The 12,666-nt window shown below is 58.9% G+C and carries 12 protein-coding genes and 1 pseudogene; 8 read left to right on the forward strand and 5 right to left on the reverse strand.

Annotated elements, in window-relative coordinates:
- Positions 1–85: 85 nt before the first annotated feature.
- From ACX3OZ_RS20345 to traI, 5 genes are read right to left on the reverse strand one after another with little or no spacing between them, the layout of a single operon-like run.
- A complete protein-coding gene (locus ACX3OZ_RS20345; protein ID WP_459105434.1) occupies positions 86–2,260 on the reverse strand; it encodes a VirB4 family type IV secretion/conjugal transfer ATPase in 2,175 nt (724 codons plus the stop codon).
- Between the two features lie 11 nt (positions 2,261–2,271).
- On the reverse strand, positions 2,272–2,571 hold the full coding sequence (locus ACX3OZ_RS20350) for a conjugal transfer protein TrbD (protein WP_459105435.1): 300 nt from the start codon (positions 2,569–2,571) through the stop codon (positions 2,272–2,274).
- The gene (locus ACX3OZ_RS20355) at positions 2,564–2,923 is read right to left on the reverse strand and encodes a TrbC/VirB2 family protein (protein ID WP_459105436.1); all 360 of its coding nucleotides are present in this window, start codon (positions 2,921–2,923) and stop codon (positions 2,564–2,566) included. The genes ACX3OZ_RS20350 and ACX3OZ_RS20355 overlap by 8 nt, the downstream gene beginning before the upstream one ends.
- The gene (gene trbB, locus ACX3OZ_RS20360) at positions 2,913–3,881 is read right to left on the reverse strand and encodes a P-type conjugative transfer ATPase TrbB (RefSeq protein WP_459105437.1); all 969 of its coding nucleotides are present in this window, start codon (positions 3,879–3,881) and stop codon (positions 2,913–2,915) included. Before trbB ends, ACX3OZ_RS20355 begins: the two co-directional genes overlap by 11 nt.
- Positions 3,882–3,916: 35 nt before the next feature.
- Positions 3,917–4,537 carry an acyl-homoserine-lactone synthase gene (traI, locus tag ACX3OZ_RS20365; RefSeq protein ID WP_459105438.1) on the reverse strand — a complete coding sequence of 207 codons (621 nt, stop codon included), beginning with the start codon at positions 4,535–4,537 and terminating at the stop codon, positions 3,917–3,919.
- A gap of 212 nt (positions 4,538–4,749) precedes the next feature.
- Here traI and ACX3OZ_RS20370 point away from each other — a divergent pair, with 212 nt between their 5' ends.
- The 8 genes and pseudogenes from ACX3OZ_RS20370 (at position 4,750) to ACX3OZ_RS20405 (ending at position 12,594) form a co-directional block, all read left to right on the forward strand.
- Positions 4,750–5,466 carry a LuxR family transcriptional regulator gene (locus tag ACX3OZ_RS20370; protein ID WP_459105439.1) on the forward strand — a complete coding sequence of 239 codons (717 nt, stop codon included), beginning with the start codon at positions 4,750–4,752 and terminating at the stop codon, positions 5,464–5,466.
- Positions 5,467–6,144: 678 nt separating this feature from the next.
- On the forward strand, positions 6,145–7,365 hold the full coding sequence (gene repA / locus ACX3OZ_RS20375; RefSeq protein WP_459105440.1) for a plasmid partitioning protein RepA: 1,221 nt from the start codon (positions 6,145–6,147) through the stop codon (positions 7,363–7,365).
- A 115-nt stretch (positions 7,366–7,480) separates the two neighbouring features.
- Positions 7,481–8,491, forward strand: a complete 1,011-nt coding sequence (gene repB, locus ACX3OZ_RS20380) for a plasmid partitioning protein RepB (RefSeq protein ID WP_459105441.1) — start codon at positions 7,481–7,483, stop codon at positions 8,489–8,491.
- Between the two features lie 183 nt (positions 8,492–8,674).
- Entirely contained in the window at positions 8,675–10,018 is a 1,344-nt protein-coding gene (repC, locus tag ACX3OZ_RS20385) for a plasmid replication protein RepC (RefSeq protein WP_459105442.1), read from the forward strand.
- A 141-nt stretch (positions 10,019–10,159) separates the two neighbouring features.
- A complete protein-coding gene (locus tag ACX3OZ_RS20390; protein WP_459105443.1) occupies positions 10,160–10,849 on the forward strand; it encodes a hypothetical protein in 690 nt (229 codons plus the stop codon).
- A 47-nt stretch (positions 10,850–10,896) separates the two neighbouring features.
- Positions 10,897–11,433, forward strand: coding sequence for an RES family NAD+ phosphorylase (locus ACX3OZ_RS20395; protein ID WP_459105444.1), 537 nt, complete (start codon positions 10,897–10,899; stop codon positions 11,431–11,433).
- 385 nt (positions 11,434–11,818) lie between these two features.
- A pseudogene (locus ACX3OZ_RS20400) lies at positions 11,819–12,017 on the forward strand (carbonic anhydrase); the annotation flags it as partial.
- 142 nt (positions 12,018–12,159) lie between these two features.
- Positions 12,160–12,594, forward strand: coding sequence for a LysE family translocator (locus tag ACX3OZ_RS20405; RefSeq protein WP_459105445.1), 435 nt, complete (start codon positions 12,160–12,162; stop codon positions 12,592–12,594).
- Positions 12,595–12,666: the final 72 nt, after the last annotated feature.

Below are 12,666 nucleotides of genomic sequence, written 5' to 3' on the forward strand. Positions count from 1 at the left end.
ACATCGAGATGTTCTACAACCCGACCCGCAAGCACGCCCGCAATGGTATGCTCTCACCTGTCGAGTTCGAGCGACGACACCAAACCTAACCCCGAAGGTGTCTACAGAACGCGGGGCTATTCAGAAGGCAAATTTTGGTCGGGCAGGATTCTTTGAGCACATCGATAATGCCGGAGCGCTCAGCATCTGAGATGGATTGAGTGGCGAGGACGACTGCGCAATTAGCCTTGCGCAGAACCTTGAGCCATTCCCGAATTTTGTCTCGGAACACGGGATGGCCAAGCATCAACCAGGCCTCGTCGAGAACGATGAGACTCGGTGCGCCGGTCAGGCGCTTCTCGATACGACGGAACAGATAGAGCAGGACGGGAACGAGATTACGCTCACCCAAGTTCATCAGTTCCTCGATCTCGAACGTCTGAAATGACGACAGCGTGAGGCCATCCTGTTCGGCGTCCAGCAAGTGTCCCATCGGGCCATCGACGGTGTAATGCAGGAGCGCATCCTTGATTTCGCGCTGCTGCACGCCAGAAACGAAGTCCGAGAGTGACCGGCGCTCCGATTGCGCCATCAATCCGAGCTGACGCGCGATGGCATTGCGGTGATCGGGCGTGACCTTGACGCCTTGTAGTTCGATCAGTGTTTCGAGCCACTCAGCGGCCCAGGCGCGATCGCCGTCCGTTTCAAGTGATGCCAGCGGGCAGAAGGTGAGCCCCTCCCCTGCCCCGACATCGTAGTGATCGGCGCCAATCGCCAGCGTCAGTGGCAACAGCGACCGGCCCTTGTCGAAGGCAAATAGCTGGGCATTCTCGTAGCGGCGGAACTGTGCCGCGATGAGCGCAAGTAGTGTGGACTTGCCCGATCCGGTGGGGCCGAAGATCAGCGTATGACCCACGTCGCCCGCGTGCAGGTTGAGCCGGAACGGCGTCGAACCGCTTGCCACCTGCATCAGGGGCAGTGACCCGGCGCGGTAGAATGGGCATGGGCAAACCGGGCTTCCGGCCCAAACCGTGTTGAGCGGGATGAGATCGGCAAGGTTGCGGGTGTTGATCAGCGGCTCGCGGATATTGGCGTACCAATTGCCGGGCAGTGATCCCAGAAAGGCTTCAGTGGCATTCATTGTCTCGATGCGGGCCCCGAACCCTTCGGCCTGGATGAGACGGCGGATGCCCTCGGCCTGTTTGCGCAACAGGCCGTCGTCCTCGCCAAACAGCACAATGACGGGGGTATAGTAGCCATAGGCAACAAGCTGGGAATTAGCCTCGGCGATCGCATCCTCGGCTTCGGCCACCATCTGTGCCGCATCTTGGTCGATGGCTCTCGACCTGGTCTGGAATAGCTGGTCCATGAACGGCCGGACTTTCTGTAGCCACTTCTTGCGGGTGCGTTCCAGCTTTTGGCGCGCCTCAAGCGGATCGAGGAACATGAAGCGGGATGACCAGCGATAACCCAATGGCATGGCGTCGAGGACATTGAGGATCCCTGGCCAGCTTTCCGCGGGAAATCCATCTATGGCGACAACCGCGAGTTGCCGGTTGTCCACCAGCGGCGTCAGCCCGTGGTGAAATTCGGCTGTCACCAGAAAATCGAGATACATCGGGATTGCCGGCAGGCGAACCGGGTGGTTTTCCCCTACGGTGCAGAAGCGCACGAATTGCAGCAGTTCGTCGTAGCGCGCGATCCGGGTGCCGCCGTCTTCGGTTGCCTCTCGCGTCACCATCCTTCGGATTGAGAGCACATTGGCCATGTATTGCTCGAACTCGCGAATGGCCGTGTTGAAGGCACCCAGGGCGCTATCGCCAAACCGCTCGTTGCGCGCGTCCGCGTCCGAATAGATATAGCGGACCAGCCCGGATTTTCGCGGCTCGGGTGGCCTATAGGTCAGTATGATGGCGTGCTGGCTTTCGAAGTGCCCGTCGGCGGCTTCGAACCGCTGGCGCCGTTCGTCGTCGATCAGCCTGCTCACCTGGTCGGGAAAGTGAGATTGTTCGTGCGTGGGGTAGCTCGTGGCCGGAATGCGCAATGCTTCGACCTGGATCATCCATCCAGAGCCCAGCCGAGCAAGGATGGAGTTGATCTGCCTTGAGACCTCATTGCGTTCGACGTCGGTTGCGCTCTCGCTGTCCGGTCCGGCGAAATACCAGCCGGCCATAAGCGAGCCGTCCTTGAGCAGGAGCACGCCATTGTCGATCAGTCCTGCATAGGGCAGAAGATCTGAGAACCCAGGGCTCGTATTGCGGAATTGTTTAAGCGCCACCATGTCTCGTGCCTTCAGTATCGGCGCCAAGGCGATGCGGTCGGCCGGTAACTAGGCCGGTAGCGAAGGTGGCGGAGATAGACCTTGCGCATGAGCGGATCGGCTTTGCCCATCATCCGCAGTAATCCGATCACCAGCATCCAGATTGCGACGCCCACAACGGCCGAGATCGGCGTCAGGACCACAAAGATCAGGATGACGGCGGCAAGGCCGGTGACCAGCACGAGCTCGCGGTCGGCGCCGAACAGCAGGTTTGGCCGTGACAAGGCGCGATGGATGCGGACGCGCTGCAGTCGGCTGGCGACCTCAGCCATCGATCTGCTCCAAACCCGGGTCCGGATGCTCTACCTGGCCAATGGACGAGCCGCTCGAGCCGAAGAGGGCAACAATCTGGGTCGCGCCGAGTAGAATGCCGGCAACCAGAACCACATAGACCAACCGCCGGGCAAAGTCGTTGAGCTCGCCGCCGAAAATCAGCATGCCGCCGGCGATCGCCACGGCCGCGAGTGCTATCGCTGCGGCAACTGGCCCCGTGATCGACTGCTGGATTTGTTGCAGCGGAGCTTCCCAGGGCAACCCCCCTCCCCCGCTGGCCAATGCGGGTTGCGTGTAGATTACGCAGCCGACAAGGACTCCCAACGCTATTCCGATAGCCTTATGCGACATCGCGATGCTCCTCTTGATTGCAGGATTCGACGCGATAGCGGCCGTCCCGATAGCCTTCGACCAGAAGCACGTCTCTGACCCGACGGCCCTTGGGGACGCGCTCGATCCAGATGACCAGGTCGACAGCCTCGCCAATCACCTCTGCCATGGGCCGTTGACTTACCTCGGCCGTCAGTTGCTCCAGCCGGGTCAATGCCGATAACGCGTTGTTGGCGTGGATGGTGGTAACCCCGCCGGGATGCCCGGTGTTCCAAGCCTTCAGTAGCGTCAGCGCCGCGCCGTCCCTGACTTCGCCGACGATGATCCGGTCGGGGCGGAGGCGCATGGTGGATTTCAGTAGCCGGTTCATGTCGACGCCGTCGGTGGTATGCAGGCAGACGGCGTTCTCTGCCGCACACTGAATCTCGGCAGTGTCCTCGAGAATGACGAGGCGCTGCTCAGGACTGGTGGCAATGATCTCAGCGATGACCGCATTGGTCAGCGTTGTCTTGCCGGTGCCGGTGCCCCCAGCCACGACGATATTCATGCGGCTTTCCACCGCGTTTCTGATCATTGCGGCCTGATAGTCGGTCATGACCCGGTCCCGCACATAGCTGTCGAGCGCAAACAATCGCGTCGCCCGTTTGCGGATGGTGAAGACCGGCGCCGCGACGACCGGTGCCAGCAAACCTTCAAAGCGATGTCCGTCGATCGGCAGCCCGCCAGAGATGATGGGCTGATCCGCGTTGACCTCTGAGCCGAGGGCGTGGGCGACCGTGCCGATGATTGTTTCGGCCGCCTGCGCGGTGAGGGTTCCGGCACAGGTCATGGCCTCTCCAATGCGCTCGACAAAGAGCTGACCATCGGGGTTGAGCATGATCTCAACGACGAGGGCGTCATCGAGGGCGTTGCAGAGCGTGTGGCCTAACGCCTCGCGGAGTTTATGGACGAGACGCTGATGAGATTGGCGATGGGACATGACATTCCTCCGAGCGCAGTTGCGAAAGGCCCGCTTCAAGCGGCGTTCAACGCGTTGCAGAGCGGCTCTTGGCCAGCCAACCGCACCGAGGACACAGTGGCTTGTGTTGCCGGTACTGTGCCGGCGACAGCCATTGTGCTGCCGATCAGATGGGGTGTTCCGAGGCGAGTAAATGGGAGCCCCGCCCGCTTCAAAATCCGTTCAAAGCGTAGGTCGGTTACCGTCATGACCTGCGAATGCCCGTGAGCCATGGCCCAGTCCAGGATGCCAGCGAAGAGCATCATGGTCGCCTGATGCAGGCCCCGCGCTGTATTTGTCCCGCTGACTTCGGTGTCGATGCAAAAGCGAGAGCTCTCGATGATCTGGCCGCTCGAGGGCACGGGCACGCCGTCGAGTAGAACCGGGAATGTGCGCCCAAGCATGGTGGGGCCACACCCTGGTAGAAGCCGTGCACAACCGATAACGCGTCCAGTATTGCTGATGACCAGCACGTAGACCGGATCAAGCGCATCGTATTCGTCAATCTCGCGGTGGCCCGTGACGGCAACATCCCAGCCCAGGCGCTCACGAAAGACGCGGGCGCGCAGACGATGCATCTGCTCAATGAGGTTTGATGTTTCTCCGCCGCCTGGGTTCTGGACCGCAACTAGACGCATGGTGACTCTCCGCGTTGGTGTCGCGGCAAACAATCAGCAAGCGGCGTTGAACGCTATTTCGGTTAACCGAAGTCCCTCTCGGGCAAGATTGTTCGTTCACCCGTGAAGGTTCGCAAAACGGTTTTCCAGTCATGGAGGGACGGTAGGCTAGCGGCCTTGCTATTCATCCCAACAAAATAGGTGAAAGCATCATGTATTGGGAGGATGCGGGGATGTCGAAGAGACTGAAGTTCGACGTGTTACGCGACTGGCTATCGCTGGCGCACGACAAAATTGCCGTACAGAAGACCTTGCAGCGCTACGCGAACGAACACGACTTTGAATGGTTCACCTACTTGTCCTTGCACGAATCCAACGTCTATGGCTTGTCCAACTACCCCGAGGAATGGCAGCGTCATTATCTCGAACAACGACTTGTTTTGACGGATCCAGTCGTCGAGGCGGTCAATCCTAGGCGTGGCGCGTTTGGCTGGTCAGAGGCCGAGGTGCCTGTGCCGCCCCGAAAGGAGCACCGGAAGTTTTTCGGCCACGCCCGCAGCTTCGATATCCGTTCCGGTGTTTCCATCCCGATTTTCGGCGGATTTGGTAGGCGCGCGCTGATCACCTTCGCCTCCAGCCAGGCTAGGGCCAGCACTGAACTGCTAGCCGACGCCTTTTCTGTTCTTGCCCTCGGCGCGTTCATTGATGGGTTCCTCCGCGACCGGTACCCGGACATGATGAGTGCCGCCGACTGCCCGCTCACGGAAACCCAGCTTGAGACCCTGTCGTGGCTCCTCCATGGCAAATCAAACGCCGATATTGCGGTTCTCAGAAGCACGACGAAACGGGCCGTCGAATACCAACTTCAGAACATTCGCACGCGGCTCGACGTGGTGAATACCTACCAGGCTATTGGCGTCGCCGTGCACCGAAAATGGATTTTGCTGTGATCCGGCCTGCTAGCGCTAAGCGCTGCTCGGCACGGTGGGGACATAGCCCAATCGATCGATGAGATGATTGAGGGGCCACACGTTGGGCTTCGCTGTTTGCACGTGCCGCATGATACTCACGAAGCCGAATAGCGCATTCGGCGACATCGTTAGCGCCCACGAGCCAACACCAGCTGGAGTGTGCCATCCGAGCGGCAACTGCTGCCACGGGGTACTGCACGATACCCTTAACGCCGGCGGACCTTCGGGAAACCGAAATTTCGTAATCGAGGTATACGGTCTATTTTCATCCGGTGGCGCGGTTTTCCGTTCATAGCATCGCCAAATGGAAGTTGGCTTGTTTGGCCACGTCTTTACGCGAACCGACCAAGGGAATCGGACGGGTACCGTGCTCACGCGCGACTGAGTCGAAGTAGCCCAAGTTGAAGACAATTGCCCCAGATGCCTACAACGAGACGATCTGGCGACATATTTGGGCACCCTCTCCTTGGGGACGAAACGGCGCCAAGCCATGGTTAAGGCACGGAAATATCGTCACAAATCGGATTGCATTGGCTCATGAGCTGAGGACAACGTAAGGAGCTATTAACCATTAACTCCTTGCAAGCACAGGCAACTTCGGTATCGTCACGGTAAATCGGTGTGTGCGGCCGAATTTCCGTGACGAGAGAAAACCCCGTGAACACAAGCATAGCTCCCAATTTACAGCAGAATGCCGACGCCGATGAAACCATCGCGGCGCATGCTGAACTTCTCAGCTCTCAGCTGCAAGCGCTGAGCCAAGCAATGTTCCCGCCTACTTCGCAGAAAACCTTGCGACGGTTTACGTCCGGCGAGGCTGCTCGTCTGATGAGGATTTCGGATTCGACCCTTAGGAAGATGACGCTTGCCGGCGAAGGGCCGCAGCCTGAAACCACAAGCAACGGACGTCGCCTCTACACGCTGGGTCAGATCAACGAGATCCGTGCGCTCTTGGCGAGTAGCGCTCGGGGGCGCGAAGCAACCGATTTTATTCCGCATCGGCACGGAAACGAGCATCTGCAGGTCCTCGCCGTGACGAACTTCAAAGGCGGTTCGGGCAAGACGACAACCACCGCGCACCTGGCCCAATACCTTGCCTTGCAGGGGTATCGGGTTCTCGCGATTGACCTCGACCCTCAGGCCAGCCTCTCCGCCCTGCTCGGTGTGCTCCCCGAAACCGACGTTGGCGCCAACGAAACTCTCTATGCCGCGATCAGATACGATGAAGGCCGCAAGAGCCTTCGTGATGTCGTTAGGAAGACCTACTTCGACGGATTGGACCTAGTCCCAGGCAATCTCGAACTCATGGAGTTTGAGCACACCACACCTAGGGCCCTCATGGACGGCACGAAGAGCGGTGACGGAATATTTTTTGCCCGGATAGCGACTGCACTCGATGGAGTAGCAGATGACTACGATGTTGTTCTACTCGACTGCCCCCCGCAGCTGGGTTTTCTGACGTTGAGCGGGCTTTGCGCAGCTACTTCAATGGTTGTGACCGTGCACCCCCAGATGCTGGACGTGGCCTCGATGAGCCAGTTCCTTCTCATGACACGAGATTTGCTTGGCGTCGTTCGCGATGCCGGTGGGCGACTGCAGTACGACTTTATCCGATACCTCCTCACGCGATACGAACCGCAGGACGGCCCTCAGACTAAGGTGGCCGCCCTCCTCCGAAACCTCTTCGGAGACCACGTTCTAACAAATCCTATGGTGAAATCGGCGGCCGTATCGGATGCCGGCCTAACCAAGCAAACCCTATACGAGATAGGGCGAGAGAACCTCACCAGATCTACCTACGATCGTGCCATGGAGGCGCTTGACGCGGTGAACGGCGAGGTCGAACAACTGATGAAGGCCGCTTGGGGACGTTCATGAGGGCTGCTTTGGTCTCGCCCGCTAGTACAGTTGGGAGCTCCCAACTTTGCAGAGGCGGTGCTCAAATGGATCGAGTTGGGAGCTCCCAACTTTGCCAGTTTCGTGGAGGTAATGGATGAGCCGCAAAGACGCGTTGAACTCTTTGTTCCTGGGAAGGCCTGCCCCAACCACGACTGAAACATCGCCAGCCAAACACCCTGAACGCGTCCGCAGTGGAGCAATCGGTGCTATGGGCACGTCTCTCCAGGAGCTGACCCAGGGCGCTCGGTCCGCCGCCAAGCTTCAAGAACAGCTGCTGGCCGGCGATCATGTCGTTACGCTCGATCCTGCATTGATCGATCCGTCGCCTATATCCGATCGTCTCCCCGCGGCCCTCGACCCTGGCTTTGACGAGCTCGTTTCAAGCATTGACCGTCATGGGCAGCAGGTGCCGGTATTGGTTCGACCCAACGCGGCTGCGCCGGGGCGATACCAGATCGCTTACGGGCGACGTCGGCTACGCGCGCTTGCCCAGCTCACTCGTCCAGTGAAGGCCATTGTCCGCGATCTGACTGACGATGAATTGGTCGTTGCCCAAGGCCGAGAGAACTTGGACCGTGCCGACCTGTCTTTCATTGAGAAGGCGCTTTTTGCCAAACGGTTGGAGGACGCAGGCTACGATCGTTCCATCATTCTAGCCGCGCTATCAGCACACAAGGCCGACCTAAGCCGCTACATTACCATCGCCCGACGCATTCCTGAGGAACTGGCACGGCAGATTGGACCGGCGGCTAGGGTTGGGCGCGCACGGTGGAGCGCACTTGCCGAAGCTCTCGCAAAGCCTGAGGCTAGTGTCAGGATCGACGAGATTATTGACTCGGAGAGTTTTCGCTCTGCCGACAGTGACGGCCGATTCAACATGGTGTTCGAAACGGTCGCGCCTAGCGTGAAGCGCCCAGCCAAGGGCAGGGGGTGGAACTTGCCGGAGGGGCGGCGTGCGGCGCTAGTTGAGCGCCGCGGCTCCCAAACGGCAATCACCTTCGATGAAAAGCGGGTGCCTGACTTCGCCGCTTTCGTTGCAGCGCGGCTTGACGCGCTCTACACCGAATTTGTCAACAAAGAGGGGGGCAGCGAAAAAATGCCGTAGGTGGAGGGCTCTCCACCTCCTATTCAAACGCAAAAGAAAAAGGCCCCCGAAAGCGTATTCCGGAAGCCCTTCTCGACGTGTGGTAACGCGAGAATCGCACTTCCCCGAATCACAGTCAAGGCCTCGATTGGCCTTCACCGCTTGGCGGCTGGAATTCTTTTGTCTTACGCAAGGTGAAAGACAATGCAGACGCATATTTCAACGACGCCCTTTGGGCGGCGATCGCTAACGCTTGGCATGATTTCAAGCCAGGTAACGGCCAAGACAGCGCCGGTAGATGCAACAGTCCATAAGTGGCATGTATTTGCCGACATCAAAGAGGTGCGCATCGCGCTGGGCGCGACCGATCGCGCTCTGGCGATCCTCAACGCCTTGCTTTCGTTCCATCCTGACACGGCCTTCTACGGCGACAGCGCGCTAATCGTTTGGCCGTCCAATGAGCAGCTGATCGGTCGCGCCAACGGCATGTCGCCGGCAACGCTTCGACGTCATCTGGCGAACCTGGTCGATTGCGGCTTAGTCATTCGGCGCGATAGCCCCAATGGCAAGCGTTTCGCCCGCAAGGGGCAGGGAGGAGAGGTCGAAGAAGCCTATGGCTTCGATCTGTCGCCAATGGTAGCACGCGCGGTCGAGTTCAGGGAGCTGGCCGAGGCGCTCAAGGCCGAGAAGAAGGCGTATCGTCGCGTTAAGGAGCGGTTAACCATCTGTCGCCGCGATATCGTCAAGATGATCGACGCCGGCATTGAAGAGGGTGTGCCAGGCAACTGGGGCAGGGTGCTGCAGACCTATCAGGCCATCGTGGCACAGCTTCCCCGGACGGCCCCCCGCCAGGTCCTGGAGACGGTTGCGGCCGAGTTGGAAGATCTGTGGTCTCAGATCCGCGATGTGCTGGAATCCTTCGTTAAATCTACAAATATGAGCGCCAATGAGTCTCAAACTGAGCGGCACATACAGAATTCAAAACCAGACTCTAAAATAGAATCTGAAAGCGGCTTAGGATTAAAAGAAGGAACGAGCGGCAGCGCCGGTGATCCCGACAATGTGCGGAGCCTGCCGAAGCGCGAGCTGCCGCTGGGGATCGTGCTGGATGCCTGCCCCAATCTGCTTTGGCTGGTGAAGGGCGGCGGCGGGATCCACCATTGGCGCGACTTCCTGGCCGCCGCCGAGGTGGCGAGGCCGAGTTTGGGGATCAGCCCCAGCGCCTGGGAGGATGCGCGCACCGCCATGGGCGAACAGCAGGCGGCGATCACCATTGCGGCGATCTACCAACGGCAGGATCAGATCAAAAGCGCCGGCGGTTACCTGCGCAGCCTGTCGGATCGAGCACGGGACGGGAAATTCTCGGTCTGGCCGATGGTCATGGCTCTGGTTCGGGCCAAACTCGATGCGGCCAAGCTGGCCAATCGAGGGGTGGAAGCGGCCGCGGACGGGTTGGAGACGGCTGGGAAGGTGGTTCGAACGGAAAAACGCCTCCAAATCAGCGATAGCCTGCGCCAGAACCTCGACAAGCCTGGGACTCGTTCATGACCGCATGGCGGGAGGAACCAATAATGCCGGCCGGTACAAACCTCGCAATCGGCGCCCAAGACCACAATCTGAGGTGCGTTGGTTGTCGAAGTTGACAAAGTTGCATTAGAGCTTATCTTTGGCTCGTAGGAGATCATGAACATGGCAGAAAAAGCGCATAGCCGAGCTGCGGCCCTTGCCCCGAAATCGCGGAGTGGTGGTGTCCTGACCATGTTTACGATGAAGGGCGATCCGATCAAGGCGCTCTCCGGGTTCAAGCTGCCCGCTGGCGCGCAGGTTGCAATCGTGTCGGCTAAACCTGAATCCGTGCGTGCACTCCGGAAGTCGGCTTTTGGTTGGGTTTCCCGCATTACCGAGGTGGTGGAGAACCAGGGCGGCAAGACAGACGAGGTCGACAGCCTGGTGGTCAGTAAGTCGGCTTTCGAACCTGACGCGCGCAGTCGCGCGATGCTCGCGGGTATCCGTATCGCCCAAGAAGACCTCCGGGATGCTGGCGGGGCCTATGATCTCGAGCAGGTCCGCACGATCATGCTTGGCATATCACGGCAGGCCGTCGACAAACGCGTGCAAGATGGGTCGCTGCTTGCGGTACCTGGGCCCAGCAATCGCCGGAGCTATCCGACTTTGCAATTTGGGCGTGACGGTTCGGTTGTCGCTGGCCTGAAGTCGGTGCGTGAGGCGTTGCAGACCACCAATCCGTGGTCGATCCTCAATTTCCTGGCTCAACCCGATGCCCGTCTGGGCAATCGCAAGCCAATTGATCTGCTGAAATCCGGTGAGCTTGAGCTCGTGCTTGAGGCCGCCAGACGACACGGCGAGCAGGGGGCGTGAGCGGACCACTTCCCCCAGCAGATTTAGATCAACGGTCACCAGACCTTGTGACACTGCCTGCTGGCGAGACATTCCATCGCTTCTACACCGCAAAATGGGACCCGGTCTTCTTTGACTCTTCGTTGGACGGTCGTTTCAACGCCCCAGATGCGTCCTATGGGGTACTCTACGCAGCAAAGGAAGTGGAGGGGGCTTTCGCTGAGACGTTCCTGCGGAACCCGGGCCGCACCCTGATCGACGAGATGCTCCTTAGGCGGAAGGCCTATGTTCGGCTGAGCAATAGTCGCGAGCTGACGTTGATCCGACTTGCTGGTCCCGGCCTTGCCCGCCTTGGTGCGACAGCAGAAGTCGCTCACAGCGGGCTGCCCTACACCGTGCCGCAGGCCTGGTCGCTGGCGCTCTTGCAGCACCCGATTGGCGCTGATGGCATCGCGTACCATGCCAGACATGACGATACCGCGCTGTGTTACGCGCTATTTGACCGATCAGTGACCGCAGTGGTGGAATTAGACCGCGTTGTCGATCTGGATCAGGAATGGTTTTGGACAATCGCCGATCGCTACGGAGTTGGGTTGGCTCCGTAGGGAAGAGCTCGCCAGTTGAACCTCTGAGGAGGGAGGACAGAGCGGAATATTACGTCAACGAAGGCCGCACCGGTTCAGGCGAAGCCTGAGCACAGAGCACTGGTTTTCCGCGCGAAATACTTGGGTTGATTTCGGCTTGAATACGATGTTTGAGGTTTTCCTCTCCGATTGTCCCAGTAGCCGGTTGCCGCGCGATCAATTATCTTGGGGCTTGGTGGAGGCATGAGCCGGTATCAGCAGATAAGTTGCTCCGCAGCTGGGTACCGATTGGCATGCTAAACCATTGAACCTTATATCACAGGCGGGGTTATCCGATGGAGCCGAACGACCACTAAGCGTCTAGTCGCAGATCCACAAAACCGCCACAGAGGATATTAAATCTCCTATGATCGAAGATCTTTTTACCCGGAACAGACAGTGGTCCCAAGAAAAAACTGCGCGCGGACTATTTTGAGCGGTTATCAAATTTGCAGCGCCCTGAGTATCTCTGGATCGGCTGCTCGGATAGCCGGGTTCCGGCCAACGTGATCACCGGCCTGGAACCCGGAGAAGTGTTCGTTCACCGCAATGTCGCCAACCTGATTCGACATCCCGGACCGGTTGAAGCCAGTGCTCGATCAGACCGAACTGCTTATCACTCACCGCCGCGCTGATGGCCTCCTCACCAATTTGAACTGCACGATTAGCTGCCTTTAATTCAACAGACCGACGCACTAGCGTCATGCGATGACATTGCTTCAGATTTTGCTTTTTCTTCCCGCAGCTGCTGTCGTTGCAGCATCCCCCGGCGCTAACAATCTGCTGGCATTTGCCAATGGCAGCCGGATGGGATTTTTGCCCGCTACAATAGCGCTAGCGGGACGATGCCTAGCTTTTGTAGTGCTGATTGCTATGGTGGTCGCGGGCTTGGGAAAGTTACTCGAGGTTTCCGAACTTGCTTTTCAACTTCTCAAGTGGGCAGGGGTCGTTTATCTGGCGTACCTCGGCGTGAAGATGATCTTGGGCGGCAACTACGGAAGAGAGGGTGCTATCGACCCGATCGATCTTAGTAACGTTTACTCGCTGGCCCGTCGGGAGTTTGTTGTTGCCATGACAAACCCCAAAGCAGTCAGAGCTGGCTCGGGGAATCTGAACACGGGGATGAGTGGATTTTCTGCCTGACGGCGGCCAATATGGCCGCGAACAGGAGAGATCATGACGAGACGACCCCGCCGCAACCACACCCCGGCGTTC

The organism is Devosia sp. A369, assembly GCF_054489345.1.